Source organism: Kitasatospora sp. NPDC001159 (assembly GCF_053598235.1).
Genome location: NZ_JBSFJV010000003.1, coordinates 1 through 25,769, shown reverse-complemented (window position 1 = coordinate 25,769; position 25,769 = coordinate 1). Strand labels below are relative to the sequence as shown.

Below are 25,769 nucleotides of genomic sequence, written 5' to 3'. Positions count from 1 at the left end.
CCCGGTACTGCCGGACCGCGCGGGTCAGCAGTTGAACAGGCTGTACGAGCTGAGCGGGGCGTCGACGACGATCTCCTCGTCGAGCTCCTGCAGCGCGAGAACCTCGGCCATTTCCAGTCACCCCCTCTCGAACTCGTCACACCGGTTGCCTACCGGGCTGCCGGAATCAGCAGCTGAAGGCGCTGATCGAGCTGAACGGCGCGTCGACGACGATCTCCTCGTCGAGCTCCTGCAGCGCGAGAACGTTGGCCATTTCGAGTCACCTCCCCCCACCGTCACGTCGGGACGTGACGCCGGACGACCGGCATCAGCAGCTCCAGTAGCTGAGCGAGCTGAACGGCGCGTCGACGACGATCTCCTCGTCGAGCTCCTGCAGCGCGAGAACGTTGGCCATTTCGAGTCACCTCCCCTCGCCGTCTCGTCGGGGTCCGGTACCGGGCGGTCGCGATCAGCAGCTGAACACGCTGACCGAGCTGAACGGGGCGTCGACGACGATCTCCTCGTCGAGCTCCTGCAGCGCCAGGACGTTGGCCATTTCGAGTCACCTCCCCCCACCGTCACGTCGGGGTCCGGTACCGGGCTCGGCCCGCTCCGGCGTCCACCCGCTGGAGGGGTGGCCGCCGGGCAGCAGGCACCGCCCGGGGCTCTTGGCGGCTTCCAGCGCCAGCAGGGCGCCGGCGGAGCCGGTGGCCAGGTCGGTCGAGAGCCGGATCAGCTGGTCCCCGTGCAGCACCCGGCCGTCCCGGTGGGGTGCCAGGTGCAGCTCCAGCAGCCGGAGTTGCTCCCGCACTTCGGCCCGCCAGTGCGGCAGCCGGTCGGCGATCCGGGAGAGGACGTAGGCGAGCCCGGCCCGGCCGTTGAACAGCCCGCCCTGGACGACCACCCGGACCGCACCGGCCCGGGCCGCGGCCTCCAGCACCCGGTCGGCGCCCAGCGCCTCGGCCTGCGCGGCGGGCAGTGCCAGGACGGCGAGCGCCACCCCGGCCGAGCCCTCCGCCAGGTACGGCAGCAGCCGACCCGAGCTGTGCATCTGCAGCATGTCGTCGACCAGCCGTCCGTGCCGCAGGTCGCAGCGGACGGCGCGCTCGGCGGCCTCGGCCCAGGCCGCGTCGCCGGTGAGGCGGGCGCAGCGGGCGAACAGCACCGCCGGCCCGGACCAGCCGCGCAGCAGCCCGGGCCGGTCCAGCAGTCCGGCCTCGCCGATCCGCCCGGCGGCCTTGGCGGCCAGGCCGAGCGCCTCGTCGGTGGCGCCAGCCTCCAGCAGCAGGTGGGCGACGCCGGTCAGGCCGCTGTACAGCCCGGGCGATTCGGGCAGCGGGCCGGCCAGCAGCCGGTCCACCACCCGCGGGGCGTCCGGGTGCCCGAGCCGGTGGAACAGCCAGCCGGCTCCGGCCAGCCCGTCGTACAGTCCGGCGGGGGTGTCGGCCGGGGCGCGCCGTACGGCGGCGGCGAGCCAGGCGAGGTGCGCGTCGTCCGTCGCGGCGCCGGCCAGGTGTCGGGCGAGCAGCACGCCGGAGGAGCCGTACGCCAGCCCGAGCGCGCCGCCGGGGCGCAGTCCGGCCACGTCGCCGGGGTGGAGGCGGTCCTCCCGCTCGGGCGTGGCCGCCCGCTCGATGCCGCGCAGCAGGGCGGCGACGGTGGACGTCGGCGGCTCCCCGACCGGCTCGGACCCGGCCGTGAGGTGCGGCCGCAGCGACGGGGACAGTGCCAGCCGCCCGGTCATCCGCTGGACGAAGCCGGCCGGCAGCGTCGGGAAGGACTCCCGGGCGAGGTCCAGCAGCCGGGTGACCACCGCCGGGTTGCGTCGGGTGAGCGCGGTCAGCGAGACCAGGGCGGCGAGTTGGCAGCAGCCGAGCGCGAACAGGTCTGCCTCGCGGGCGTCGGTGATGGCGCCGTCGACGAAGCCCGGGGCGCCGAGCGTGGCCCGGCGCGGGGTGTCCAGCGGCGTCGCGAGCTCGAAGTCGATCAGTGCGACGGTGCCGTCCGGCCGGATCATGATGTTGCGGTGGTGGAGGTCGCCGAAGGCCACGCCCTCCCGGTGCAGCGCCGCGACGCACTCCTCGACCTGGGCGAGCCGCGCCGCCGCGAGCCCGGCGAAGTCGGCCCGGGTCCGCGCGTCCGGGCGGTGCCGGGTGAGCGGGTACTCCCGGCCCAGCCAGGCGCTGAAGGACTCGCCGGGGATGTACTCCATCGCCAGGTAGTGGTGCTCCCAGGAGGTGAAGTGCTCGAACAGCGTCGGTACGAACGGCAGGTGGCCGACCCGTTCCAGGACGTCCCGCTCGACCAGCAGCCGGGTCACCGCGTCGGTCTCGGAGGCGTCCAGTCCCGCGTGCGGGCGGGCCTCCTTGATGACGACCTGTCGACCGTCCCCGTCCTCGGCGAGGTACACCCCGCCGGCGTTGGAGAAGTGCAGTGCCCTGACCACCCGGTATCCGCCGAGCGAGGCCCCCGCACCGGCGGCGGCCGCGGCGATCCGCCCGGTCAGGAAGCCCGGGGTCCCGGCCCACTCCGGCACGGTGAAACGCGGGCGCCGCGCGTCCGGGACCAGCCGTCCGTCCGGGTCCCTCACCGCCGGCACCCGGGTGCCGTCCGGCAGTTCGCACCACATCAGGGCGAAGCCTCCGTAGCGGACCGACACCGGGCCCTCGTTCCAGCGGAGGTCGGACAGCACGTACGGGCCGGGGCGGCCGCCCAGCGCCCCGTCCAGCTCGGCGAGGACGGTCTCCAACTCCCCGGCGGTGCGCGGGTAGACGGTGACGGCCTTGCCGCTGGCGGACCGGTCGGCGTACTTGGCGTTCACCACGGCGACCACCAGTCGGCTGCGCAGGTACTTCCACGGCAGCCCCAGTCGGCGGCAGATCCGCCAAGCGGTCTCGATCGTCTCCTCGGCGGAGTCGGGCGTGGCGCTGACGTGGACCTTCCACCCCTGCTCCGGCATCGCCTGCCCGCCGGGCGGTGCCAGCACCTCCCACACCCCCTGGGTGCGGCTGCGCCAGCCCTCGGGCAGCACACCCCCGCCGGGAGCGAACCGGGAGTCCCGGTCGTCACACCGGTCCAGGGCGTCGTACCACACCGGGTCGGCTATCGCATACGACTCGTATTTAGCGTCCACGCCGCCGTCCGCCCCCTTTCGAGTTCCACTGAACCAAATTCTGGTTTTCGCCGGAACTTTCGACACCTTGGCCTTCCTGTTCCGACCGGAACCATCTTTCCCAGCCGCCCCGCCGCGTGACAACGGTGTTAAGCAGGAACTGAATCCGGCACATACGCGGCGAAATCCCGGCCTTCGCTTCGGGGGCCGCCGAAAACCCGTGCGATCATGACCTCCATGAAAACCCGCGTCGTGATCGCGGACGACCAGGCGAGCGTCCGCCAGGGGTTCCGGCACATCCTGGCCGCCCAGCCCGACATCGAGGTGGTGGCCGAGGCCGCGGACGGCCTCGCCGCGCTGGAGACGGTCCGCACCCTGCGACCGGACGTCCTGCTGGTCGACATCCGGATGCCGGAACTGGACGGGCTGGAGGTCACCCGCCGACTGGGCGGCATCGCCCCCGAGGTGAAGGTCGTCGTGGTGACCACCTTCGACCTCGACGAGTACGTGCACACCGCGCTGGGCAACGGTGCCTGCGGTTTCCTGCTCAAGCACTCCGGGCCCGCGCTGCTGGCCGAGGCGATCCGTTCGGCCGCGGTAGGGGACTCGCTGATCAGCCCGCAGATCACCACCCGCCTGCTGCAGCACTTCAAGGGCCCGCGCCGGGTCGACCGCTCCCCGGTCGAACCGCTGACGGCCCGCGAGGAGGAGATCGCCGTCCTGGTCGCCGAGGGGCTGACCAACGCCGACATCGGAGCCGAGCTGTTCATCTCACTGAGCACCGTCAAGACCCATCTGACGAATCTCCAGCGCAAGTTGAAGGCCCGCAACCGGGTGGGCATCGCCACCTGGGCCTGGGAGTCCGGCCTGATCGAGCGCGGCTGAGCGGACACACCCCCGGCCGTCCCGGAGCCTCACCGCAGCGCCCGCAGACGGCCTTCGACCCGCCGCCGGGCCGCACCGCCGGGACATCGGACCGCCCCGTCGAACCGGGTCTCGCCGCGCAGCAGCAGCCGCCCCAGCGGAGTGACGGTGTGCAGCACGCCGTTGCCGCTGCGCCGGGTGTCGATCAGCCCGGCCGCCCGCAGCACGGCGGTGTGCTGACTGACCGCCGAGGCGGTCACCCCGAGTCGGCCGGCCAACTCGCTGGTGGTACAGGCCTCCAGCGCCTCATGCAGAACCGCTGCCCTGGTCCGGCCGACCAGCGCGGCCAGCGGCTCCTCCCCGCCCCGGCCCGCGGGCGCCATCGCCTCACGCACGGCGGCCAGCACCGGAGCGCCGATCCGGTCGGGGCGCATCGCGAACAGCAGGGTCGGGGCCTCGTCCGGTTCGTCCCGACGCGGCCGCAGCAGCACCCCGGCCCCCTGCAGGAAGAGCGACGGGGCCAGCCGCAGCCCGCGCCCGTCCAGGGCGAGTTCGGCGTCCTGTTCGGCCGGGACCTCCAACACCGGGGCGTTCCACCGGATCTGCGGGTGCAGCGTGCCGAGCAGGGCGTCCACCCCGCCACTGCCGGCGATCTGGCGACGGAGATCCCGCTCGGCCTCCAGCCGGGCCCGGATGTCCGCCCAACAGGGCCGCAAGGCTACCTGGTGGAACTCGCGCACCGCGGCGGCGATGTCGGCCCGCGGCACCACCGGCCTCCCGCCGCGGCCGGGCGACACGATCCGGCCATTCGCCCACACCCGCAGAACCTCCCGAAAACCGCCGTTGGGTCCCGAAAGGCGCCGCAGCCGCTCGGCCAGCACCGGCTGCCGCGCCAATCGCCCACGGACGGCCCGTTGCCACGGTCGGAAGAATTCCCCGCCGGTCCGCCAGGCCTCCAGGGCCAGCAGCGCCTCCATCTCCTGGTCAACAGTTCCAATAATTCGTACACGAGCTAGATCGTCGGCAGACATGGCAATGCGAATCACAGACTGATCCCCCGATCAGGATTCGTCGGTCGTCACGGCCCCGGGGAAACCCGGCACCCCTGGTCGCCGTGCCGCCATCCTCGCCCGGTCCGAAGCCCGCCGCCATCGGCCGATCGGCCCATTCGACCGACCGGCCGACCGACCGGACCGGGCGAGGCCGAGGGGTGGCGGTCAGTCCCCGAGCCCCGCCACGCCCTCCGTCGGCAGCACCGCCGCGACCCGCCAGCCGCCCTCCGGCCCCGGCCCTGCCGTCAGCTCACCCCCGGCCGCCTCCACCCGCTCCCGCAGGCCCACGAGACCGAGACCGCCGCCCTCCCGCTCGGTCCCGCCCAGCCCGCCACCCGGCGCTCCGTCATCCGACGCTCCACCGCCCGACACGCCGTCACCCGACCCCCCGTCGTCGGTGACCGCGATCCGCAGCGCACGCCGCCCTCCGTGGCGGGCCGGGCCGACCGCGATCTCCACCTCCTCGGCCGAGGGCGCATGCCGACGGACATTGGTCAACGCCTCCACCACCAGCCGGTAGCCGAGGCCGCTGATCGCCGCCGGCACCTCCGCCAGTTCCTCCGCCGCCGGGGCCTCCAGCCGCACCCGCGCCGAGCCGCTGCGGGTGAACCGGTCCGCCAGCGCGGGCAGTTCGCTCAGGTCGCGCTTCAGGCTGTGCCGCCCACCCGGCGCCGCCCGCTCCCCCGCGCGGGACGCTCCGAACTTCAGCCGCGGCCCCGACTCGGCGTCGTCGGCCGCGAACAGCTGCACGGTCCGGTCCATGGTGACCAGCGCCTGCCGGCCCGCCGCCTCGATCCCCGCCAGCAGCTCGACCACCCGCCGGGGGTCCTCCTGGGCCAGCACCTGCGCGGCCTGGGCCAGCACCACCACCCCGGTGACGTCGTGCGCGGCGAAGTCGTGCAGGTCACGGGCCAGGTCCAGGCGCTGCGCCCGCCGCTCGGCCGCCACGGCCGCCCGCGCCCGGGTGTCCAGCGACCGCAGGTAGCAGCCGACCCCGACCACCGCGCAGGACAGCAGGGCCGAGGTCAGACAGAGTTTGGTGGTCGCGCCGGGCGGGGCCGGCGGTTCGGCCCAGATCCCGATCCGAAGCGGGACCAGCGCGATCGCCACGACCAGCAGTGCGCCGTAGCCGAAGGCGCGCAGCGCCGGGGGCCGCCGCACCGCGGGGACGACCACGCCCAGCAGCGCGACCGTCTCCATCAGCCACCAGGACTCGGTACGGTCGGACACCGGCCCGCGGTAGCAGGCGGTCACCAGCAGCGACACAGCACAGGCGGCCAGCACTGCCGGGCCCACCGCGCCGATCCGCCCCGGGGCGCAGAGCACCGGAAACAGCCCGGCGACCACCGCCACCACCGCGGAGCCGACGATCATCGGCCCAGGGTCCCCCAGCCCGGACACCGCGCCAGCCAGCACACCCGCCGCGGCCGCTCCGTACCCCGCCCTGCGCACCACGGTGTGCCACGACCACGTCATGGTTCGAGATCCTACGAAGCCCGGCAGCGCGCCGGACCGGCTTCGTGGAAAGCGGCTCCGGCCCGGCCGTCGTCCGCGTTCGCGGACGACGGCCGGGCCGGAGCGGGTCACTCCTTGGGTGCCTCCGGCTCCTCGGCGAAGTCGACCTTCTTGAACTGCCGGTTCATCGACTTGGCCAGGAACCACGTCGCCACGCCGAGCGCGGCGAAGACGACGAAGCCGAGGAGACCGGGGGTGACCTTGGCGTCGTCGACGGCGAGGTCAGCGGCGAGGTGGATGAGGTTCACGGGGGCACTCATATCTCTATGGTGGCCCGACTCACGTCGAGCCGGGCCGTCGGGGGGGTGGGTCAGTCGCGCGCGTCGGCGACCTCGGCCGCCAGGATGGGGGTGCGCAGGCCGGCGAACAGGTCGTCCTCCGGCAGGTCCACATCGATCAGGGTACGGCTGAGCTCGTAGTCCTCGGTGGGCCAGACCTCGCGCTGGACCTCCAGCGGGACGCGGAACCACGGCCCGTCCGGGTCGATCTGGGTGGCGTGGGCGATCAGCGCGCGGTCGCGGGTCTCGAACCAGTCGTCGCAGCGCACCCGGGTGGTGATCTCGCGCTCCTTGCGGCCGCTCTTCTCCCAGCCGGCGATCCACTCGCCGTACGGGGAGTCGAGGTCGTGCTCGGTGAGGTACTGGTGCAGCGCCCGGATCCGGCCCATCGGGAAGCCGTGGTTGTAGTACAGCTTCAGCGGCTGCCAGGGCTCGCCGGCCTCGGGGTAGGCGTCCGGATCACCCGCCGCGTCGAAGGCCACCATGGTGATCTTGTGGGTCATGATGTGGTCCGGGTGCGGGTAGCCGCCGTTCTCGTCGTAGGTCGTGATGACCTGCGGCTTGAACTCTCGGATCAGCCGGACCAGCGGCTCGGCCGCCTCCTTCACGTCCTGCAGGGCGAAGCAGCCCTCGGGCAGCGGGGGCAGCGGGTCCCCCTCCGGCAGGCCGGAGTCGACGAACCCCAGCCAGGCCTGCCTGACGCCGAGGATCGCCCGCGCCTCGTCCATCTCCTTGCGCCGGACCTCGTGGATGTTCTCCTCGATGTACGGGTCCCCCTGGAGCTTGGGGTTGAGAACCGACCCGCGCTCGCCCCCCGTGCAGGTGGCCACGAGCACGTCCACGCCCTGCTCGACGTACATGGCCATGGTGGCCGCGCCCTTGCTGGACTCGTCGTCCGGGTGGGCGTGCACCGCCATCAGTCGCAACTGCTCAGTCAACGCCTTGCGTTCCTTCCACATCATCGGGCGTTCCGCGAAGTCCGGTCTGCCCACCGTACGAACCGCTCACTTCGGGACCGCGTCGCCGCAAGGCCGGCCTCCGGCCGGTGGCCGGCACGACCGGCCCCGCCCCCGCCGGACCGGCCGCGGGCGTGCCCCTCCTATAGTGACGGACTGGAGGAGCGTCGCATTCCCCCGCACCGCCCGCGCGGCCCCTCCCCGGGAAAGGACGAAGTCCGATGACTGCACAGACCACCACCGCCCAGCTGCCCGAGGGGCGCTACGGCCGGAGCGGGAACAGCGAGTCGGACCGCCGCCTGAAGGTGGTCGGCGCGGTCTGCGGCGTGCTCGGCCTGGGCCTGATCGCCTGGCTGGGCGGCTCCTACCTGCTGCGCGAGTCGAAGATCAACGGTTCGGTGCCGACCTTCCAGGTGGTGTCCGACTCCGAGGTCCAGCTGCAGCTGACCGTCCGCAAGAGCGACGGCACGGCGGGCACCTGCACGGTCCGTTCGCAGGGCGACGACCACGCGGTGGTCGGGGTGGCCGACTTCCCCGTCCCGGCGGCCGGGTCAAGCTACGAGGCCACCGTCACCCTGCGCACCACCGCCCGCGGCACCACCGCCGAGCTGCTGGGCTGCACCCCGGCGAAGTAGGGGGAACGGCGCGGGGAGGCATATTCGTTCAGGAGAACGGGCATCCGTAAGAGGTCCCGCACCCGGTCCCTGTACACCGCGGCGTAACGCCGTCGTCAATCACGCGACAACGCCTCTCCCGCTTGTCGGCAGGACTTGTTAGGCTCGTGGTTTCGCCCCTTCCGCACCGGATGGTACGGGAGCGGGCGTTGCTTTGTAGTTAAGACCGATATCACCGACGACCCTGCTGACGACTCACACCCTCAGTACAGCCCCAGCACCTACGAGGAGCACCCGTGACCCAGACCAGCGAGAACGTGACCTGGCTCACTCAGGCCGGCTACGACCAGCTCAAGGCCGAGCTGGATCATCTGACCGGAACCTGGCGCATCGAGATCGCCCAGAAGATCGAGGCGGCGCGCGAGGAGGGCGACCTCAAGGAGAACGCCGGCTACCACGCGGCGAAGGAGGAGCAGGGCAAGACCGAGCTCCGCATCCGCCAGCTGACCCAGCTGCTGGAGCGCGCCAAGGTCGGCGAGGCCCCGGCCGACTCGGGTGTGGTGGCCCCGGGCATGATCGTCACGGTCGCCTTCGACGGCGACGAGGACGACCTGATGGAGTTCCTGCTCGCCTCCCGCGAGGTCGCGGGCGCCGACGACCTGGACGTCTACTCGCCGCAGTCGCCGCTGGGCCGCGCGATCGACGGCAAGAAGATCGGCGACGAGGCCACCTACGAGCTGCCGAACGGCAAGCCGGCCATGGTGAAGATCGTCAAGGTCGTTCCGCACGCCGGCTGATCCGGCTCCCGAACGCCGCCGAGGGCGGTCGCCGAGTCCTGGGACCCGGCGACCGCCCTCAAGCGTTCCGCACCCGAAGGCCGGTGGAGCGCCACGCCGGCCGGACGGCCTCAGCCCGAGACCACGTACCCCGCGTCCCGCAGCTCGCCGACCACCAGCGCGCAGTGCTCCGGCCCCTTGGTCTCCAGGTGCAGGTCCACCTCGACCTCGGTCAGCCCCAGCCGGGGGTCGATCCGGACGTGCGCGACGTCCAGCACATTGGCGTCCACCCTGGTCAGCACGCCCAGCAGGTCCGCCAGCGAGCCCGGCTTGTCCGCCAGGCGCACCCGCAGCGACAGGTAGCGCCCGGCCGCCGCCAGCCCGTGCCGCAGCACCCGCTGCATCAGCTGCGGGTCGATGTTGCCGCCGGACAGCACCGCCACGACCGGGCCCTCGAAGGAGTCCGGCCGCTCCAGCAGCGCCGCGATCGGGGCCGCCCCGGCCGGCTCGACCACCAGCTTCAGCCGCTCCAGGCCGAGCAGCAGGGCCCGCGACAGCGCGTCCTCGGAGACCGTGCGGATGCCGTCCGCCAGCGTGTTGATCACCTCGAACGGGATGTCGCCGGGGCGCCCGACCATGATCCCGTCGGCCATGGTGCTGAACTGCTCCAGCGACACCGGCCGCCCGACCGCCAGCGAGGGCGGGTACGCGGCCGCGGCCGCCGCCTGCACCCCGATCACCCGTACGTCTGACCGCAGCGGCTTGACCGCCGCCGCGATCCCGGCCAGCAGCCCGCCGCCGCCCACCCCGACCAGGATGGTGCGCACCTCGGGGCACTGCTCCAGGATCTCCAGCCCGACGGTCGCCTGGCCGGTGACGATGTCCCAGTGGTCGAAGGGGTGGATGAACACCGCGCCGGTCGCCTCCGAGTACCGCTGCGCGGCCTCCAGCGCCTCGTCCACAGTGGTGCCGTGCAGTCGCACCTCGGCACCGTACTCACGGGTGGCCGCGACCTTCGGCAGCGGCGCCGCGACCGGCATGAAGACGGTGGAGTGCACCCCCAGCAGCGAGGCCGCCAGCGCCACCCCCTGGGCGTGGTTCCCGGCGCTCGCCGCCACCACCCCGCCGGCCCGCTGCACCGGCGAGAGCCCCGCGATCCGCACGTACGCTCCGCGCAACTTGAAGGAGCCGGTGCGCTGCAGGTTCTCGCACTTCAGGTGGACCGGTGCACCGATCAGCCCGGACAGGTGCCGGCTGCCCTCCATCGGGGTCACCCGGGCGACCCCGGCGAGCATCTTCTGGGCCCCGCGGACGTCGTCGAGGGTGATCGGCCAGTTGTGCATGACGTCAGCCTAGGGCGCCGACACCGTCAATCGGGGACGTCGGGGCGGTTCCCGGGCCCGCCCCGCCCGCGTACGCTGCTGCTTCTGAGCCTCCCTCACCGCACGACGATCGTGAGCCGCGATGACGACGACCTCGCCCCAGGCCACCGACCGAACCGAGCCCGTGCACACCCAACTCCAGTACCAGCTGGCGGTGTTCGCCCGCCGGATGGAACAGGTCCGGACCTCCGGCGGCGGCATCGGGGTGCTGGACCGGGCCGCCTACCTGCTGCTCGACCGCCTGGAGCGGCACGGGCCCGCGAACGTCAAGGCGCTGGCCGAGGCGCTCGGCGTCGACTCCTCCACGGTGACCCGCCAGGTCGCCCCGCTGGTCGCGGCCGGGCTGGTCGGCCGGGTCCAGGACCCGGCCGACCGTCGCGCGGTGCGGCTCGCGCTGACCCCGGGCGGCGCCGGCAGGCTCGCCGAAGTCCGGGACGGACGGGCCGAGTTGACCCGCCGCCTGACGGCCGACTGGCCGCCCGAGGAGCAGCGGGCGTTCTGCGCCCTGCTGGCCCGGTTCAACCACGCGATGGAGTCGTACACGGCGGACCAGCAGGGGCAGTGACCGACCTGCCTAGCCCAGCGCCTGCTTGAGGTCGGCCAGCAGGTCGTCGATCGACTCGATGCCGACCGAGACGCGCACCAGGTCGGCCGGCACCTCCAGCGGCGAACCGGCCGCCGAGGCGTGGGTCATCCGGCCCGGGTGCTCGATCAGCGACTCCACCCCGCCCAGCGACTCGCCCAGGGTGAACAGCTGCGCGCGGTTGCAGACCTCGACGGCCGCCTCCTCGCCGCCGGCGACCCGGAACGAGACCATGCCGCCGAAGGCCTTCATCTGCTTGGCGGCGATGTCGTGGCCGGGGTGCTCGGGCAGGCCCGGGTACAGCACCTGGCTCACCTTGGGGTGGCTCGCCAGCAGCTCGGCGACCTTCTCCGCGTTGGAGCTGTGCCGGTCCATCCGGACACCCAGCGTCTTGATGCCGCGCAGCACCAGCCAGGCGTCGAACGGGCCGGAGACGGCGCCCATCGCGTTCTGGTGGTACGCGACCTCCTCGCCCAGGCCCGCCTCGGCCAGCACCAGGGCACCGCCGACCACGTCCGAGTGGCCGCCCATGTACTTGGTGGTGGAGTGCACGACCGCGTCCGCGCCGAGCGCGATCGGCTGCTGCAGGTACGGGCTGGCGAAGGTGTTGTCGACCACCAGCAGCGCCCCGGCGCCGTGCGCGACCTCGGCCAGCGCGGCCAGGTCGGTGATGCCCAGCAGCGGGTTGGACGGGGTCTCCACCCACACCGCGCGGGTGTCGGGGCGCAGCGCGGCCCGGACCTCGTCCAGGTCCTGGGTGTTGGCGACGGAGAACTCGACGCCCCAGCGGGTCAGCACCTTGGCGAACAGCCGGAAGGTGCCGCCGTAGGCGTCGTTGGGGATCACGATGTGGTCGCCCGGCTTGAGGATGGTGCGCAGCAGGGTGTCCTCGGCGGCCAGGCCGGAGGCGAAGGCGAGGCCGCGGGCACCGCCCTCCAGCGCGGCGAGGCACTCCTCCAGCGCGGTGCGGGTCGGGTTGGCGCTGCGGCTGTACTCGTAGCCGCCCCGCAGGCCGCCCACCCCGTCCTGCTTGTAGGTGGACACCTGGTAGATCGGCGTGACGACGGCCCCGGTCTGGGGGTCGGCTTCCTGACCCGCGTGGATGGCGAGGGTCTCGAAGCCCTGGGGAAGCTGGTGCTCGGTCATGGCTCCGAGCCTAGTGGCCGTACGCCGGCGCGCTCGCCGGAATCCGCGGACCGCCCCGTGCGTTGAACGCTGGGCAACCGTCCCCACCCCGCTGGAGCAGGCCGTGCTGTTCAACCGCCACAAGACCTCGCTCGTCCCCGCCGACCAGGCGCTGCCAGGCCGCCAGGCCCCGGCCTTCACCCTGGCCGAGCCGCACACCGTGCTCGGTCACCCGCTCACCGGGCCGTACCCGGAGGGGCTGGAGGTGGCCGACTTCGGGCTGGGCTGCTTCTGGGGCGCCGAGCGCACGTTCTGGCGGCTGCCCGGCGTCTGGACCACGCTGGTCGGCTACCAGGGCGGCTACACCCCGAACCCGACGTACGAGGAGGTGTGCAGCGGCCTGACCGGGCACACCGAGGCGGTCCGGGTGGTGTTCGACCCCGCGCTGATCTCGTACGAGCGGCTGCTGAAGGCCTTCTGGGAGGCGCACGACCCGACCCAGGGCAACCGCCAGGGCAACGACGTGGGCACCCAGTACCGCTCCGCGCTCTACACCCACTCCCCCGCCCAGGCCGCCGCCGCGACCGCCACGCGGGACGCCTTCCAGCCCGCGCTGACCGCGCTCGGTTACGGCCCGATCACCACCGAGATCGCCCCGGCCGGCCCGTTCTACCCGGCCGAGCCGTACCACCAGCAGTACCTGTCGGAGGCCAAGAACCCCAACGGCTACTGCGGTCTCGGCGGCACGGGGGCTGAGCTAGGTGACCCTTCGGGCGGGTCCTGCCCGATCGGCATCGCCAAGACCGATGACTGACGGCCCGGCGCCGACGGCACCGGAGCTGTACCGGGCGATGATGCGCGACGTCGCCCCGCGGCTTCGAGACCTCGGCTGGAAGGGCTCCGGCCAGCGCTTCGAGCTCCCCGACCCGCACGCCTGGGTGCAGCTGGGATTTCAGTCGTCCCGCTCCAACGCGGCGAGCTCCCTGAAGTTCACGATCAACGTCTCGGTGATCGACCGGTCAGCCTGGGCCGCCCACCAAGCGGAGCGCCCCGGGCTGCCCGCCCGACCGAACCCGTCCACCCACTACGGTCCGCAGCTCGCGCCGCAGCGGATCGGCCATCTGTTGGCCGCCCGCCAGGACACCTGGTGGCACATCTCGGCCGGGCAACCAGCGGATCGGGTCGTCTGGGTCGCCAACGGCGTCATCGCCTCGGTCTCGGACTACGCCATGCCCGAGATCCACCGCCGAATAGGCCAGGCGTGACGTCCGGTGACGGCACGTAGACCCACCCTGCGCCCTCCAATTTGTGAGCGCTCGAAGGGCCGACCTGCCCATCGGAGGGCCCGCCCCGGCGCATCCTGCCGATGGCCGATCACAGCGCGCGCACCAACCAGGATCCTGCGACCGTGGCGATCGGGATACGCAGCGGCTGGGCAAGGTGGAGGCGCCGCAGATGGCTCAGGACGCAGGAGGACTCTTCTCTAACCTCGCCGTCCCGCTACTAGCGGCGGCCATCACCGCGGTTGTGGGGGCTTTGGGGGCCTCGTTCCAGGACTGGCGTCAGCGGCGGCGGGACGATGTCGGTCGCCGACACGCAGTGGACGCCGCTCAGGCGTATGTTGCCTTCCTCTCCATGTGGTTCTCGGCCTATCAGGCCGTTCAGCCCCATGCGCAGATCGATGACGCTCGCCGACGGGCTGCCGACTCTCTCGACGGTGAGTTCCACGCCCTGCAGACCACGTTGTCCGAGCCTCGCCCCAGAACCGCGCGGCCGGGGCTCTGGGCGCGGATCCGGGTGGCCGCCCTCCTAATCCCATTGAGATCCTGGCAAGCGTCGCTCGTGCGTGTCGCCTTCTACCTTGCGATCATCAGCGTGAGCGGAGTACCGAAAGAGATCCTGGCCGACAGTACGCACGGCTGGGGCTACCGGATCGGGTCAGCACTTGGCTTCGTTGCCTTCGCGGTCGCGGTCATCTACGGGCTCTGGCGGCTGGCCCGGTTCCTCTCCGTTCGTAAGGAGGCTTCGCGGAACTTGGACGTCGGCCCTCCTGACACCTGACCGATGGCCAGGCATGCTCGCACAAACGGTCACCTGACACAGGACCCTCGCAGACACGGGGGCCTCCTGCCCGATCGGGGTCGCGAAGACCGAGAGCTGAGACACGAAGCACGGACAGGAGCCGGCCCGTCCTTCGCGGACGGGCCGGCTCTGCGTCGATTCGATCGACTCCGCAAGCCCGGCACGGTGACCGCTCGCGCGCTGGCCACCCCGTCCAGCCCACATGACCGCACCGTCAGCGCCGGGCACCACGGCCGTCGAATTTCGACGCTCCCGAGGAAGTCCGCCCCTTCGAAGAGGGCATGGGGGAGCTTCGCCTGGTCAACCTGGACGGCGGCCCGGTCGGCAGGGCCGTGTTCCGGCCCGGGCGGCAGCGGTCCAAGCACGTGAAGCCGATCGCAGGCGGTGATCGGACCGGGTCACAGCCGGGCCGGAGCCTTCTCGTCGGAACCGTCGGCGGTGGTGCCGGGGTTCTCCGCCAGCAGCTTGCCGTCGGCGTCGTACACCCCGATCGCGGGGCTGGTCGGCCGCCGGTGCGCGGCCGCGTCGAAGGTCGGCAGCGGCGGCAGGATCACGTAGTAGCCGGTCCACCCCTTCATCCCGGTGGTGGTGACCAGGGTGGCGACGGTCGGTTTGCCGTTGAGGAACGCCACGATCCTGGACGGGGTCGGACCCAGGTAGAAGCTGGCCACGACGGTGCGGTCCCGGTTGCCGCTCGTCTGGGCGTAGACGCTGGGCTTGTCGTGCTCCAGGTTGTCGCTGCGCACGTCCCGGCAACCGAAGGAGGTGTGCCAGCTGCCGTCGGGCTCGCGGGATTCGTCGCAGCGCTCGTTCGCGGTGAACCAGATCCGGAGGTCGTCGGTGATCGGGATCTTCTCCCCGGGGACGACCTGCCGCACCGGCGAGAGCGGCAGCGCGGTCGCCGTCGGGGTCAGGGTCGGAGTCGCCTCCGGCGCCAGGGCGGTCGCCCCTGCCGAGGGAGTCATCGCCGCCCCCGCCCCCGCCCCCGCCGCGGCCGCGGCCGCGACGCCCCCGACGTGCCGGGCGCTGCCCGCCGTCACCGCCGTCACCCCGTAGACCAGGGCCACCGCGAGCGCGGCCGCCGCGGCCCCCATCCTGCGCCGGGCCCGTCGGCGCCGGGCGCCGGCGATGACCGTCGCCGGGTCCGGCCCGGCCGCCGGCGGGTCCTCGTCCTTGAGCAGTTCTCCGAGTCTGTCCTCGAAGCTCATACCGTCACCTCGATGTCCGTCATGGGACCCGCCGCTCCGCCGGTGCGGTCGGCGAGTTCGGGGAGTGCGCGCAGCTTCGACAGCGCCCGGTTCAGCGTGCTCTTCACCGTGCCGGTGGCGATGCCCAGTTCGGCCGCGATGGCGGCTTCGGCGAGGTCCCCGTAGTACCGCAGCACGACGACCGTCCGCTCCCTGCGGGTGAGCGTGCCCAACGCCTGTTGCACCAGCGCCCGTTGGGCCTGATGTTCGGCGAGGTCCTCGGTGAGCGGCCGGTCGGGGGTGTGGTCGGTGGGCAGCTCGCGGTTGCGCAGCCGGCGCCACCAGTCGCGGTGTTGGTTGACCACGATCCGGCGGACGTACGCGGTGGGGTCGTCGGCGGTGATCCGGTGCCAGTGCAGGTAAGCGCGTTCCAGCGCGGACTGCACGATGTCCTTGGCCCGCTCCGGGTCGCCGGTCAACAGCTCGGCCAGTCTCAGCAGCTGCCGGCCGCTCCCGGCGACGAACGCGCTGAACTCGGCGTCCTGTCGCTGTCTCTGCTCGCGTTTCACACCCACCTGACTCCTCGGGCGGACCGCGAGGTTCGGTCCGCGCGAGGAGAATTTTCAGATGCCGGCGCCGTTGCTAGTGACGGGTGCCGGGGCCGGTGCCGGCGCCGGTGCCGGTCAGACGGCGCTGCCGGCCTTCCAGTCGGCCCAGCTCAGGTTCCAGCCGTTCAGGCCGTTGTCCGGGGCGACGGTCTTGTCGCCGGAGTTCACGACCTCGACCACGTCGCCGACCATCGAGGACTTGTAGAACTTGTAGCCGTCCGTGCTGCCGTCCTGCGCACCCTTGGCGTCCTGCAGGCCGACGCAGCCGTGGCTGGTGTTCTGGCCGCCGAAGATCGACGGCGAGGACCAGTAGTTGCCGTGGACGAAGGTGCCCGAGGTGGTGAGGCGTTGGGCGTGCGGCACGTCGGCGATGTCGTACTCGCTGCCCAGGTTGACGGTCTGCGAGTTCATCCGGGTCTGGGTGAACTGCTCGGAGATGACCATCTTGCCGCCCCAGGTGGTGTGCTCGGGGGAGCCACCGGAGATCTTGTAGACGGCGCTGACCTGGCCGTCCGTGGTGACGGTGAGCTTCTTGGTGGCGAGGTCGGCGACGCTGGTCTGGGCGCGGCCGATGGTGAAGCTGACGTCCTTGGACTGGGTGCCGTACACGCCCTTCGCGCCCTCGACGTCCTTGAGTCGCAGCTTGAGGGTGACCTTGGTGCCCTTGGCCCAGTAGTCCTGCGGCCGGAAGTCGAGCCGGGTGCTGGAGAACCAGTGCCCGACGATCTCGACGCCCGGCTCGGCTATCACGGTGATCGCCTGCTGGACGGCCTTGCGGTCGGTGATCGGCTTGCTGAAGTTGATCGAGACCGGCATGCCGACGCCGACCGTGGAGCCGTCCTCGGGGGTGAAGTAGCCCACGAAGGTGTTGGCCGGGGTCGCCGTGGTGAAGGTGGCGTTGGCATCCGCCTCCAGCTTGTCCTTGTCGACGGCGGTGGCGGTGACGGAGTACTTGGTGCCGCTGGCCGGGGCCGCGGCCGAGGTCCAGGCGGTGTTGTCGGAGGAGAGCTGGCCGGCCAGCTCCTTGCCGGTGGAGTCGGTGACCTTGACGGTGCCCAGGGTGCCGTTGCTGACGGTCACCTTGACCGGCTCGCTGAAGCTGGCGCCGGTGGCGCCGTCCGCCGGGCTGACGGTGATGACGGCGGTCGAGGTCTTCGGGGCGCTGCTGCCCCCGCCCGAGCCGGGGGTGCCGCTGGCGCCGCCACCGCCGGAGCCGCCGCTGCCGCCACTGCTGCCACCGCTGTTGTCGTTGCAGGCCGCAAGCAGCATGACGGGCGCACCGATCAAGCCCGCGAGCACTCCGCGTCGGCTCCAGTTGCTTCCGGCCACCCGCCCCTGACCGTCCCGTGCCGTCACGTCGCGTCTCCCTGCTGATCATCCCGGGCATTTACGGATACAGAAACGCAATCCGTCCGCTCACGGTTCCATCACCGAAGGGTAAGCGATCGTATGAGATGACCCAACTTCCCGACGAACATGGACAAAACGCCCAGCCCGCCGAAGCGGACCGGGCGTTCACGAGCGGTGACGGTACGGGCGGCCGCTACTCGGCCGACGCGTCCACGGTGTACTCGTCCCACTCCTCGTTCTCGGGGTCGAACTCGGTCTGCGCCGACTCCCAGGTGGCCGAGGCGAGCTCGACGCCCGGGACCTCGCCGAGCAGCGCGACGGGGTCGATGAAGTGGGCGAGCGAACCCGACGGGTCCACCTCGATGGCCTCGACGGACTGGGCCCGCTCCTCGTCGTCGAGGTACTCGTCCTCGGCGACCTGCTTCAGGGCGGCGGCCTTGAGCGCGCCCTCGTCGGTGATCTCCGCGATCAGCTCGATCTTGAGCTTGACGTAGCGCGGGGCGTCCTCGGTCGTTTCAGTGCTGGTCATGCGTGCGAGCGTACGGGACGGCGGGCCGCCCGGCGCACCGGATGGGCCGGGGCGCACGGGAAGGGCCGGCCCCTCGGAGAAGGACCGGCCCCACCGTCTCTCCGCATCGACTCCCCCACCCGGGAGCCGCGGAGACGCGCCGTACGGCGCGGTGTGCGCCGCGGGAGCCGCCGCACCCTGTCGACCGGCCGGAGCCGGACAGGGGCGGGACGACGGCGCCTCCCGCGGAGGGCCCCTCCCTCCGATTCCGGTCGGGGAGGGCGGACACGGCGGACCGGGTCAGGACCGTTCCGACGTGTCCGGAGCCGACCACGCCCGCCGGGGAGCCGCTCCCGGTGGCCGCTGCCGTCTCGCTCGGCGTCTTGCCGTTGACCACCACGATGCCGGAGCGTTGTTAACCACGTGCTGCGGGCAGGTGACGTCGGTGTACCACTTCGCCCGTGGACGAACCCACCGGATCCGTCCACGGGCGAAGCGTGGTGACCGATCGTCAGTGGGCGGCGCGGGTGGTCAGGAAGCCCAGCAGGTCCTGGCGGGTGACGATGCCCTGCGGCTTGCCCTCCACCAGCACGACCGCCGCGTCGGCCTTCTCCAGCACGGTCATCAGGTTGGTGACGGTCTCCCCGGAGCCGACCACCGGCAGCGGCTTGGACATCACCTTGTCCAGCGTGTCGGTCAGCTCGACGTCCTTGGCGAAGATGCCCTCCAGCAGCAGCTTCTCCACCACCGAGCCGATCACCTCGCCGGCCATGATGTCCGGGTGCCCGGCGCCCGGGGAGACCACCGGCATCTGGGAGACGCCGTACTCACGCAGCACCCGGACCGCCTCGGCGACCGTCTCGTTGGGGTGCATGTGGACGAACTGCGGGATGCCGCCCTGCTCGATGGCCTCCTTGCGGGCCAGCACCTCACCGATGTGGGCCTCGTCGGTGGACGAGGGCAGGAAGCCGTAGTCGGCCATCCAGTCGTCGTTGAAGATCTTCGACAGGTAGCCGCGGCCGCCGTCCGGCAGCAGCACCACCACGACGTCGTCCGGCCCGAGCTTGCGGGCCACCTCCAGCGCGGCCACCACGGCCATGCCGCAGGAGCCGCCGACCAGCAGGCCCTCCTCCTTGGCCAGACGGCGGGTCATCTGGAACGAGTCCTTGTCGGAGACGGCGACGATCTCGTCCGCGACGTTGCGGTCGTAGGCGGTCGGCCAGAAGTCCTCACCGACGCCCTCAACCAGGTACGGACGGCCGGTGCCGCCCGAGTAGACCGAGCCCTCCGGGTCGGCGCCGATCACCTTGACCTTGCCGCCGGAGACCTCCTTCAGGTAGTTGCCGGTGCCGGAGATGGTGCCGCCGGTGCCGACGCCCGCCACGAAGTGGGTGATCTTCCCCTCGGTCTGCTCCCACAGCTCCGGGCCGGTGGAGTGGTAGTGCGAGGCCGGGTTCTCCGGGTTGGAGTACTGGTCCGGCTTCCAGGCGTTCGGGGTCTCACGGACCAGGCGGTCGGACACGTTGTAGTACGAGTCCGGGTGCTCCGGCGCGACGGCGGTCGGACAGACGACCACCTCGGCGCCGTACGCGCGCAGGGTGTTGATCTTGTCGGTGGACACCTTGTCGGGACAGACGAAGATGCACTTGTAGCCCTTCTGCTGGGCCACGATCGCCAGACCGACACCGGTGTTGCCCGAGGTCGGCTCCACGATGGTGCCGCCCGGCTTGAGTGCGCCCGAGGCTTCGGCGGCCTCGATCATGCGCATCGCGATGCGGTCCTTCACCGAGCCGCCGGGGTTGAAGTACTCGACCTTCGCCAGCACTGTCGCGCTGATGCCCTCGGTGACCTTGTTCAGCTTGACCAGCGGCGTGTTGCCGACCAGGTCGATGATCGAGTTGTGGTACCGCACGGGGGTCCTCCCGGTCTTTGGGCATGCGAGTGCATTCGGTACTGCAAAGCCTAGGGCGTGGGCGGCGACCCGGGGTTCCCCTCTTGCACACCTCCCCCAATGGCCCACCCCCACCGCCACCTCCGGTACTCCCGCCGCCCATCCGGGTAAGACCGCTGTGCAGGCACAGCCGTGTCCCCGCCGGGGCGGCACGAGGACGCGAAGGGGGCACGGATGCCAGGCACAGCGGACTCGCGGGCCCGGGTGGCCCGCCGGATCGCCACCGCGGCGGCGTACGGTGGCGGCGGGCTCGGCCTGCTCGGCGTGGGCCTGGTCGGCCTGCTGCTGACCGAGAGCAAACTCGCCATCCAGGCCATCGGCATCCTGGAGACCCACCCGCCCAAGGCCGACGGCGTCTACGGCGAGGCCTTCGCCGACGGCACCTCCGCCCAGCAGCGGCCGCTGGTGCTGGCCGTCCTCGGCGACTCCACCGGCGCCGGCCTCGGCGTGGCCCGCGCCCGCGAGACCCCGGGCGCACTCCTGGCCGCGGGCCTGGCCTCGGTGGCCGAGCGCCCGGTGCGGCTGGTCAACGTGGCCCGCTCCGGCGGCCGCTCCGCCGACCTCTCCGGCCAGCTGGAACAGGCCCTGCCGCACCACCCCGACGTCGCCGTGATCATGATCGGCGCCAACGACGTGACCCGGCACAGCCCGGCCCAGGTCGCCGTCCGCCAGCTCGGCGAGGCCGTCGCCGCCCTGCGCGCCAACGGCTGCGAGGTGGTGGTGGGCACCTGCCCGGACCTCGGGACGATCAAGCCGGTCCGCCCGCCGCTGCGCTGGGTGGCCCGGCGGCTTAGCCGCCAGCTGGCCGCCGCGCAGACCATCGCGGTGGTGGAGGCGGGCGGCCGCACCGTCTCGCTGGGCTCGCTGCTGGGCCCGGAGTTCGCCGCCCGGCCGGAGATGTTCGCCGCCGACCGCTACCACCCCTCCGCCCAGGGCTACGCCACCGCCGCGATGACCGTCCTGCCCTCGGTCTGCGCGGCGCTCGGCCTGTGGCCGGAGGAGGAGCGCCCGACCGCCCCCCTCCCCGGCGGGACAGTGCTGTCGGGCGAGACCGTGCTGCCGGTCGCGGTGGCCGCCGCGGCCGCGGCCGGACGCGCGGGCACCGAGGTGGCGGCCGTGGAGGCGGAGGGGGCGGGTCGGCGCTGGGCCCTGTTGAGGCATCGGCTGCGGATCGGCCTGCCGGGCTCGGAGAACGGGAAAGGGCCAGGCACGAGCCCCGGTGCGCCTCCCGGGAACACGTCGGCCAGCTCACACGCTGAGGCCGGTGACGCCTGAACTACCAAGCGGTAGCTTACCTCCCGGACCGCCGGTCCGTCGTCACTCAGCGAGGAGCCCGTCATGCCCGAAGCCGTCATCGTCAGCGCCGCCCGTTCGCCGATCGGCCGGGCGTTCAAGGGTTCGCTCAAGGATGTCCGCCCGGACGACCTGACCGCCCACATCATCCAGGCCGCCCTGGCCAAGGTCCCGCAGCTCGACCCGCGCGAGATCGACGACCTGATGCTCGGCTGCGGCCTGCCCGGCGGCGAGCAGGGCCACAACCTGGCCCGCATCGTGGCCGTGCAGATGGGCATGGACTACCTGCCCGGCGCCACCATCACCCGCTACTGCTCCTCCTCGCTGCAGACCACGCGGATGGCGCTGCACGCGATCAAGGCCGGCGAGGGCGACGTCTTCGTCTCGGCCGGTGTCGAGACCGTCTCGCGCAGCATCAAGGGCACCTCGGACGGCCTGCCGGGCACCATGAACCCGATCTTCGACGAGGCCCAGGCCCGCACCAAGAAGCGCGCCGAGGAGGGCGGCGGCGAGTGGCACGACCCGCGCGAGGACGGCCTGCTGCCGGACGCCTACATCGCGATGGGCCAGACCGCCGAGAACCTGGCCGCGCTCAAGGGCATCACCCGCGCCGACCAGGACGAGTTCGGCGTGCGTTCGCAGAACCTCGCCGAGGCGGCGATCAAGGCGGGCTTCTGGGAGCGCGAGATCACCCCGGTCACGCTCCCGGACGGCACCGTGGTGAGCACCGACGACGGCCCGCGCGCCGGCGTCACCCTGGAGGGCGTGTCCGGCCTGAAGCCGGTGTTCCGCCCCGACGGCACCGTGACCGCCGGTAACTGCTGCCCGCTGAACGACGGCGCCGCCGCGCTGGTCATCATGTCCGACACCAAGGCCCGCGAGCTCGGCATCACCCCGCTCGCCCGGGTGGTCTCCACCGGCGTCAGCGGACTCTCCCCCGAGATCATGGGCTACGGCCCGGTCGAGGCCTCCAAGCAGGCGCTCAAGCGGGCCGGCCTGACCATCGACGACATCGACCTGGTCGAGATCAACGAGGCCTTCGCGGCCCAGGTGATCCCCTCCTACCGCGACCTCGGCATCGACATCGACAAGCTGAACGTCAACGGCGGCGCCATCGCGGTCGGCCACCCCTTCGGCATGACCGGCGCCCGGATCACCACCACGCTGATCAACTCCCTGCAGTGGCATGACAAGCAGTTCGGCCTGGAGACCATGTGCGTCGGCGGCGGCCAGGGCATGGCCATGGTCATCGAGCGCCTCAGCTGACCCCGCCGAACCGCTCCGAAGAGTCTGAAGCACCTTTGGAGTGACGTAGCGTAATTGAGGGCCGGATCACACCGCGAGGTCGATCCGGCCCTCCTCCTGTTCGTTTCCGGTCCGGAAATCGACACTGCGGAGCGGATCAACTCCACTGCGTAGACCGGTGTTACCTAACAATTTGGGGACAAGGGGGAAAGTCCTGGACGAATTAGACATTCGCCACTGCGGTAACACCCCCGAATGCGGCAGTGTGGACACGTAACCCCGTTCCGCTCCTCGCTAGGAGTACGTTCCGTGAGCGCCGTCTACACCGTCCTGCTGCTGACCCTGATCGCCGTGTCGACCGCCGTGCTGCTCCACCTCCGGGGACTCTCCCGCCGACTGGACGCGCAGGCCGCGCCCACGCCCGTCGACGAGGCCGCGATACGCCGGGCCGTCGCCGAGGCGCTCGCCGCCGACCGCGAGCGGGAAATCACCGAGGCCCGGGCGTTCTGGGCCGAGCAGGAGGCCCGCGCGGCCGAGGACGCACCACTGTTCGACTCCCCCTTCACCGGGGTGTTCACCGGCACCGACGAGTGGCCGCTGTTCTTCCCCCGCCCCACCGGCCCGCAGGACGCCGCCGACAACGCCGGGACGATGGACCCGGAGTTCGGCGAGGCGCTGCGCTCCGCGCTGGAGGACCTGATCAACGAGGGCGGCACCGGCCCGGCCGAGTCCGGCACCGAGGGCGGCGCGTCGCTGCACCCCGGCCACCCGGCCGGCGAGACCGTCAAGGACGCCCGGGCCCGCCGCGAGGCCGACCTGCTGGCCACCGGCCTGGAGTCCGGGCTGCTGGACGCCGAACCGACCGTGGAGGACGCCCCGGTCGCCGTGCCCGACCCGCGCCGCCACCCCTCGCACCCCGACTTCGTGCCGCGCCAGACGCCGTCCCGCGAGTGGACCGACACCCGGCTGGCCACCCTCGCCGAGGAGGCCGTCGCCCTGGTCGACGTCCGCCCCGGCCCGCTGGGCACCCTGGACGTGTACGCCTTCGCCGACGGCACCACGCTGTGCGTGGCCCCGGGCGACCGGGAGGCCGCCTACCGGCTGATCGACGCGGTCCGCGCCGGTGCGCACGTCCGGTTGCTCGGCGGCTCGCGCTTCTCCGGTTCGTACTCGCTGACCTTCTCCACCGACGAGGAGGCCGTCTACGTGCTCGCCGACCGGGTGGTCGCCAGCATCTGACGCCGACTCACCCAAGCAGCGGGGCGAAGGTCGGCCGGGTCAAGGGGTACCGACCCGGCCGGCCTTCGGCATGTCCGGCTCCGGGACGTCTCAGGCGCAGAGCTCGGCCGTCTCGCGCACCGCGGCCACCGCCCCGGCCAGCGCCTCGCCCACCGCCACCGGCCCGTCCGGCAGCGCCACCACGGCCCCCTCGGGCAGCGCCGCGAGCGCGGCCGCCAGGTCGTGCCCGGCGACGGCCAGCTGGTCCCCCACCGCGAAGGCCCCGGCGTCCGGGAACTCCCGGTCCGGCCCGCCCTCGGCCGCCAGCGCAAGCGCGGCCAGCCGCCGGGCCAGCGCCAGCACGGCCGCCGCCCGCGAGGCGTGCCCGGGGACGGCGCCCAGCAGCTTGCTCTGCGGCAGCGAGCGGAAACGATCCGCCAGGGAGTCCACGGCTTCGACCAGGGGCTGTACGTCATGCATGGAGAGGAGCCTAAACGCCGCCGGGCCCTGGAGCGCTTCGCGCTTCGCTCCGGGGCCCGGCGGCAGTGGGTGCCGGCAGGGGGTGCGTCAGTCGTCGCCGCGCAGGATCGCGATCAACCGCAGCATCTCGACGTAGATCCAGACCAGCGACAGGGTCAGCCCGAAGGCGGCCCGCCAGGACTCGCGCTGCGGGGCGCCCTGCGCGATGGCCGTCTCGATCTCCGCGAAGTCCAGCGACAGGAAGAAGGCGCCGAGGCCGATGCCGACCAGGCCTACCACCACGCCCAGCGGGCCGGAGCGCAGGCCCATGTCGGCGCCGAAGGCCATCGCGATCACGTTGATCAGCATCAGCAGCACGAAGCCCATCGCGACCGCGATGCCGATCCGGGTGTAGCGCGGGGTGACCCGGATCCGGCCGCTCTTGTAGGCGAACAGCATCGCCCCGAAGACCGCCGCCGTGCCCAGCACCGCCTGGATCGCGATGCCGTTCAGCATGGTGTTGAGGGCGTGGGTGACGGCGCCGAGCGCGAAGCCCTCCAGGGCCGCGTACAGCAGGATCAGCGGCGGGCTGACGCTTTGCTTGAACGAGACCACCAGGCCGACCACCATGGCCACCAGGCTGGCGCCGATCGCGAAGCCGAAGTTCTCGAACGGCAGCGTGAACCAGGCCACCGCGCCGGCGGCGACCAGGGTGAGCAGCGTCATGGCCGTGCGGGCGACCACGTCGTCGAGCGTCATCCGCCCGGTGGCCGCCGGGCCGGCCGACGGCCCGTTGTACATCTGGTACAGCTGTTCGTCCGTCAGCGGGCCCTGCCCCTGCGGCTGGGCGTAGGGGGTGCCCGCGTAGGGGTTGCCGTACGGACCCCCGGCCTGCGCGGTGGTACCGAATCCCGCGTAGCCGGGCTCGCGGGTGAAGGACCCCTCCCGCGAGAAGACCGGGTTGCTGCTTCTCATTGCACATTCCCTCCGTGGCGGCACTGCACCGCCCGCGCACCAGGGTAATGGCTTGGCAAAAAATTCGGGATACGCCGCGAGGAGGATCTGGTGAACGACTCCCGGCGGGGACGCCGGCGGCGCCCCCGCGGGTCGAGTGGTGCCCGGAGCCGGACTCGAACCGGCACGGCCTCGCGGCCAAGCAGTTTTAAGCTGCCCGTGTCTGCGTTCCACCATCCGGGCGTCCCGCGAAAGCACCCCTGAGCCTAGTCGCCCGGCTCACTCTTTCGCATGTTCCCAGCCCGGGAAGTTGTCATGTTTCCTTGCTATCTGACGAACTGTTCGGGATTTCGGCCACGAAGCGCAGCGAATCCGGCCATCGGGCCTCCCTCAGGGTTGCCCTCATACCGCAGGAGGAGAGTCCACCCCCTCCCGTACGTCCAGCGGTGGTAGGCCCAACCGTTCGGCGGAGCGACGCCAAACCATGATCACGTCGCGGAGCATGGAGGTACCCGTCAGTCGGCCCAGCAAGGAGCACCCCGTGACCACGTCGACCGCAACCGCCATCCGCACCGCGGCCGCCCGCGCCACCGGCCTGAACAAGGTCTACGGGGAGGGCGAGACCCGCGTGGTCGCCCTCGACGACGTCAGCATCGCGTTCCCCCAGGGCGAGTTCAC

28 protein-coding genes, 1 tRNA gene and 1 pseudogene are annotated in these 25,769 nt (G+C 72.2%); 11 read left to right on the top strand and 19 right to left on the bottom strand.

Features of this window, described 5'->3' with window-relative positions:
• Nucleotides 1-24 precede the first annotated feature (24 nt).
• The 5 genes from ACWC9T_RS02640 to lanKC are packed head-to-tail and all read right to left on the bottom strand — an operon-like array spanning nt 25 to nt 3,112.
• On the bottom strand, nt 25-111 hold the full coding sequence (locus ACWC9T_RS02640; protein ID WP_402812940.1) for a class III lanthipeptide: 87 nt from the start codon (nt 109-111) through the stop codon (nt 25-27).
• Nucleotides 112-166: 55 nt separating this feature from the next.
• Nucleotides 167-253, bottom strand: a complete 87-nt coding sequence (locus ACWC9T_RS02635) for a class III lanthipeptide (protein WP_449819345.1) — start codon at nt 251-253, stop codon at nt 167-169.
• A 54-nt stretch (nt 254-307) separates the two neighbouring features.
• Entirely contained in the window at nt 308-394 is an 87-nt protein-coding gene (locus tag ACWC9T_RS02630) for a class III lanthipeptide (RefSeq protein ID WP_402812937.1), read from the bottom strand.
• A 54-nt stretch (nt 395-448) separates the two neighbouring features.
• Nucleotides 449-535, bottom strand: coding sequence for a class III lanthipeptide (locus tag ACWC9T_RS02625; RefSeq protein ID WP_449819344.1), 87 nt, complete (start codon nt 533-535; stop codon nt 449-451).
• A gap of 6 nt (nt 536-541) precedes the next feature.
• Nucleotides 542-3,112: a class III lanthionine synthetase LanKC gene (gene lanKC / locus ACWC9T_RS02620; RefSeq protein WP_449819219.1), complete on the bottom strand. Its 2,571-nt coding sequence runs from the start codon at nt 3,110-3,112 to the stop codon at nt 542-544.
• A gap of 207 nt (nt 3,113-3,319) precedes the next feature.
• On the opposite strand from lanKC, the gene ACWC9T_RS02615 reads away from it, so the two are divergent.
• A complete protein-coding gene (locus ACWC9T_RS02615; protein WP_449819218.1) occupies nt 3,320-3,976 on the top strand; it encodes a response regulator in 657 nt (218 codons plus the stop codon).
• Nucleotides 3,977-4,005: 29 nt separating this feature from the next.
• Here ACWC9T_RS02615 and ACWC9T_RS02610 read toward each other — a convergent pair whose 3' ends face one another.
• From ACWC9T_RS02610 to mca, 4 genes are all read right to left on the bottom strand, one after another.
• Nucleotides 4,006-4,722, bottom strand: coding sequence for an ArsR/SmtB family transcription factor (locus ACWC9T_RS02610; protein ID WP_449819217.1), 717 nt, complete (start codon nt 4,720-4,722; stop codon nt 4,006-4,008).
• Nucleotides 4,723-5,172: 450 nt separating this feature from the next.
• Nucleotides 5,173-6,483 carry a sensor histidine kinase gene (locus ACWC9T_RS02605; protein ID WP_449819216.1) on the bottom strand — a complete coding sequence of 437 codons (1,311 nt, stop codon included), beginning with the start codon at nt 6,481-6,483 and terminating at the stop codon, nt 5,173-5,175.
• Between the two features lie 107 nt (nt 6,484-6,590).
• The gene (locus ACWC9T_RS02600) at nt 6,591-6,782 is read right to left on the bottom strand and encodes a hypothetical protein (protein ID WP_350515052.1); all 192 of its coding nucleotides are present in this window, start codon (nt 6,780-6,782) and stop codon (nt 6,591-6,593) included.
• 50 nt (nt 6,783-6,832) lie between these two features.
• The gene (gene mca / locus ACWC9T_RS02595) at nt 6,833-7,738 is read right to left on the bottom strand and encodes a mycothiol conjugate amidase Mca (RefSeq protein ID WP_449819214.1); all 906 of its coding nucleotides are present in this window, start codon (nt 7,736-7,738) and stop codon (nt 6,833-6,835) included.
• Nucleotides 7,739-7,977: 239 nt separating this feature from the next.
• Between mca and ACWC9T_RS02590 the strand changes: the two genes are divergently transcribed.
• On the top strand, nt 7,978-8,391 hold the full coding sequence (locus tag ACWC9T_RS02590) for a DUF4307 domain-containing protein (RefSeq protein WP_449819213.1): 414 nt from the start codon (nt 7,978-7,980) through the stop codon (nt 8,389-8,391).
• 275 nt (nt 8,392-8,666) lie between these two features.
• The gene (gene greA, locus ACWC9T_RS02585; RefSeq protein WP_355670987.1) at nt 8,667-9,167 is read left to right on the top strand and encodes a transcription elongation factor GreA; all 501 of its coding nucleotides are present in this window, start codon (nt 8,667-8,669) and stop codon (nt 9,165-9,167) included.
• 110 nt (nt 9,168-9,277) lie between these two features.
• Here the strand turns inward: greA and ilvA are convergent, their stop codons facing one another.
• Nucleotides 9,278-10,489 (bottom strand): threonine ammonia-lyase, encoded by a 1,212-nt coding sequence (gene ilvA, locus ACWC9T_RS02580; protein WP_449819212.1) that lies wholly within the window; start codon nt 10,487-10,489, stop codon nt 9,278-9,280.
• A 121-nt stretch (nt 10,490-10,610) separates the two neighbouring features.
• On the opposite strand from ilvA, the gene ACWC9T_RS02575 reads away from it, so the two are divergent.
• Entirely contained in the window at nt 10,611-11,093 is a 483-nt protein-coding gene (locus tag ACWC9T_RS02575) for a MarR family winged helix-turn-helix transcriptional regulator (RefSeq protein WP_449819211.1), read from the top strand.
• A gap of 9 nt (nt 11,094-11,102) precedes the next feature.
• On the opposite strand, the gene ACWC9T_RS02570 is transcribed toward ACWC9T_RS02575, so the two are convergent.
• Nucleotides 11,103-12,257, bottom strand: coding sequence for a cystathionine gamma-synthase (locus ACWC9T_RS02570; protein ID WP_449819210.1), 1,155 nt, complete (start codon nt 12,255-12,257; stop codon nt 11,103-11,105).
• 103 nt (nt 12,258-12,360) lie between these two features.
• On the opposite strand from ACWC9T_RS02570, the gene msrA reads away from it, so the two are divergent.
• From msrA to ACWC9T_RS02555, 3 genes are all read left to right on the top strand, one after another.
• The gene (msrA, locus tag ACWC9T_RS02565; RefSeq protein WP_449819209.1) at nt 12,361-13,050 is read left to right on the top strand and encodes a peptide-methionine (S)-S-oxide reductase MsrA; all 690 of its coding nucleotides are present in this window, start codon (nt 12,361-12,363) and stop codon (nt 13,048-13,050) included.
• The gene (locus tag ACWC9T_RS02560) at nt 13,043-13,501 is read left to right on the top strand and encodes a DUF4304 domain-containing protein (RefSeq protein ID WP_449819208.1); all 459 of its coding nucleotides are present in this window, start codon (nt 13,043-13,045) and stop codon (nt 13,499-13,501) included. Before msrA ends, ACWC9T_RS02560 begins: the two co-directional genes overlap by 8 nt.
• Before the next feature lie 190 nt (nt 13,502-13,691).
• Entirely contained in the window at nt 13,692-14,297 is a 606-nt protein-coding gene (locus tag ACWC9T_RS02555; protein ID WP_449819207.1) for a hypothetical protein, read from the top strand.
• 419 nt (nt 14,298-14,716) lie between these two features.
• On the opposite strand, the gene ACWC9T_RS02550 is transcribed toward ACWC9T_RS02555, so the two are convergent.
• From ACWC9T_RS02550 to ACWC9T_RS02530, 5 genes are all read right to left on the bottom strand, one after another.
• Nucleotides 14,717-15,526 (bottom strand): hypothetical protein, encoded by an 810-nt coding sequence (locus tag ACWC9T_RS02550; RefSeq protein ID WP_449819206.1) that lies wholly within the window; start codon nt 15,524-15,526, stop codon nt 14,717-14,719.
• Nucleotides 15,523-16,074 (bottom strand): SigE family RNA polymerase sigma factor, encoded by a 552-nt coding sequence (locus tag ACWC9T_RS02545; RefSeq protein WP_449819205.1) that lies wholly within the window; start codon nt 16,072-16,074, stop codon nt 15,523-15,525. The genes ACWC9T_RS02550 and ACWC9T_RS02545 overlap by 4 nt, the downstream gene beginning before the upstream one ends.
• 114 nt (nt 16,075-16,188) lie before the next feature.
• The gene (locus ACWC9T_RS02540; RefSeq protein ID WP_449819343.1) at nt 16,189-17,382 is read right to left on the bottom strand and encodes a L,D-transpeptidase; all 1,194 of its coding nucleotides are present in this window, start codon (nt 17,380-17,382) and stop codon (nt 16,189-16,191) included.
• 274 nt (nt 17,383-17,656) lie between these two features.
• Entirely contained in the window at nt 17,657-17,992 is a 336-nt protein-coding gene (locus ACWC9T_RS02535; RefSeq protein WP_449819204.1) for a hypothetical protein, read from the bottom strand.
• A 490-nt stretch (nt 17,993-18,482) separates the two neighbouring features.
• The gene (locus tag ACWC9T_RS02530; protein WP_449819203.1) at nt 18,483-19,883 is read right to left on the bottom strand and encodes a cystathionine beta-synthase; all 1,401 of its coding nucleotides are present in this window, start codon (nt 19,881-19,883) and stop codon (nt 18,483-18,485) included.
• Between the two features lie 213 nt (nt 19,884-20,096).
• Here ACWC9T_RS02530 and ACWC9T_RS02525 point away from each other — a divergent pair, with 213 nt between their 5' ends.
• From ACWC9T_RS02525 to ACWC9T_RS02515, 3 genes are all read left to right on the top strand, one after another.
• Nucleotides 20,097-21,197: an SGNH/GDSL hydrolase family protein gene (locus ACWC9T_RS02525; protein ID WP_449819202.1), complete on the top strand. Its 1,101-nt coding sequence runs from the start codon at nt 20,097-20,099 to the stop codon at nt 21,195-21,197.
• 63 nt (nt 21,198-21,260) lie between these two features.
• Nucleotides 21,261-22,481: an acetyl-CoA C-acetyltransferase gene (locus ACWC9T_RS02520; RefSeq protein WP_449819201.1), complete on the top strand. Its 1,221-nt coding sequence runs from the start codon at nt 21,261-21,263 to the stop codon at nt 22,479-22,481.
• A gap of 288 nt (nt 22,482-22,769) precedes the next feature.
• Entirely contained in the window at nt 22,770-23,699 is a 930-nt protein-coding gene (locus ACWC9T_RS02515) for a hypothetical protein (protein WP_449819200.1), read from the top strand.
• Between the two features lie 90 nt (nt 23,700-23,789).
• Here the strand turns inward: ACWC9T_RS02515 and ACWC9T_RS02510 are convergent, their stop codons facing one another.
• From ACWC9T_RS02510 to ACWC9T_RS02500, 3 genes are all read right to left on the bottom strand, one after another.
• A complete protein-coding gene (locus ACWC9T_RS02510; RefSeq protein WP_449819199.1) occupies nt 23,790-24,158 on the bottom strand; it encodes a hypothetical protein in 369 nt (122 codons plus the stop codon).
• Nucleotides 24,159-24,245: 87 nt separating this feature from the next.
• A complete protein-coding gene (locus ACWC9T_RS02505; RefSeq protein ID WP_449819198.1) occupies nt 24,246-25,112 on the bottom strand; it encodes a Bax inhibitor-1/YccA family protein in 867 nt (288 codons plus the stop codon).
• 137 nt (nt 25,113-25,249) lie between these two features.
• Nucleotides 25,250-25,334 (bottom strand) — tRNA-Leu (locus ACWC9T_RS02500).
• 298 nt (nt 25,335-25,632) lie between these two features.
• Here ACWC9T_RS02500 and ACWC9T_RS02495 point away from each other — a divergent pair.
• A pseudogene (locus ACWC9T_RS02495) lies at nt 25,633-25,769 on the top strand (ABC transporter ATP-binding protein); the annotation flags it as partial.

Coding starts and splice junctions, on each gene's coding strand:
- ACWC9T_RS02640 (WP_402812940.1), bottom strand. CDS start 111: ATGGCCGAGGTTCTCGCGCTGCAGGAGCTCGACGAGGAGATCGTCGTC.
- ACWC9T_RS02635 (WP_449819345.1), bottom strand. CDS start 253: ATGGCCAACGTTCTCGCGCTGCAGGAGCTCGACGAGGAGATCGTCGTC.
- ACWC9T_RS02630 (WP_402812937.1), bottom strand. CDS start 394: ATGGCCAACGTTCTCGCGCTGCAGGAGCTCGACGAGGAGATCGTCGTC.
- ACWC9T_RS02625 (WP_449819344.1), bottom strand. CDS start 535: ATGGCCAACGTCCTGGCGCTGCAGGAGCTCGACGAGGAGATCGTCGTC.
- ACWC9T_RS02615 (WP_449819218.1), top strand. CDS start 3,320: ATGACCTCCATGAAAACCCGCGTCGTGATCGCGGACGACCAGGCGAGC.
- ACWC9T_RS02605 (WP_449819216.1), bottom strand. CDS start 6,483: ATGACGTGGTCGTGGCACACCGTGGTGCGCAGGGCGGGGTACGGAGCG.
- ACWC9T_RS02600 (WP_350515052.1), bottom strand. CDS start 6,782: ATGAGTGCCCCCGTGAACCTCATCCACCTCGCCGCTGACCTCGCCGTC.
- ACWC9T_RS02590 (WP_449819213.1), top strand. CDS start 7,978: ATGACTGCACAGACCACCACCGCCCAGCTGCCCGAGGGGCGCTACGGC.
- ilvA (WP_449819212.1), bottom strand. CDS start 10,489: ATGCACAACTGGCCGATCACCCTCGACGACGTCCGCGGGGCCCAGAAG.
- ACWC9T_RS02575 (WP_449819211.1), top strand. CDS start 10,611: ATGACGACGACCTCGCCCCAGGCCACCGACCGAACCGAGCCCGTGCAC.
- ACWC9T_RS02570 (WP_449819210.1), bottom strand. CDS start 12,257: ATGACCGAGCACCAGCTTCCCCAGGGCTTCGAGACCCTCGCCATCCAC.
- ACWC9T_RS02560 (WP_449819208.1), top strand. CDS start 13,043: ATGACTGACGGCCCGGCGCCGACGGCACCGGAGCTGTACCGGGCGATG.
- ACWC9T_RS02555 (WP_449819207.1), top strand. CDS start 13,692: ATGGCTCAGGACGCAGGAGGACTCTTCTCTAACCTCGCCGTCCCGCTA.
- ACWC9T_RS02550 (WP_449819206.1), bottom strand. CDS start 15,526: ATGAGCTTCGAGGACAGACTCGGAGAACTGCTCAAGGACGAGGACCCG.
- ACWC9T_RS02540 (WP_449819343.1), bottom strand. CDS start 17,382: ATGCTGCTTGCGGCCTGCAACGACAACAGCGGTGGCAGCAGTGGCGGC.
- ACWC9T_RS02535 (WP_449819204.1), bottom strand. CDS start 17,992: ATGACCAGCACTGAAACGACCGAGGACGCCCCGCGCTACGTCAAGCTC.
- ACWC9T_RS02525 (WP_449819202.1), top strand. CDS start 20,097: ATGCCAGGCACAGCGGACTCGCGGGCCCGGGTGGCCCGCCGGATCGCC.
- ACWC9T_RS02520 (WP_449819201.1), top strand. CDS start 21,261: ATGCCCGAAGCCGTCATCGTCAGCGCCGCCCGTTCGCCGATCGGCCGG.
- ACWC9T_RS02510 (WP_449819199.1), bottom strand. CDS start 24,158: ATGCATGACGTACAGCCCCTGGTCGAAGCCGTGGACTCCCTGGCGGAT.
- ACWC9T_RS02505 (WP_449819198.1), bottom strand. CDS start 25,112: ATGAGAAGCAGCAACCCGGTCTTCTCGCGGGAGGGGTCCTTCACCCGC.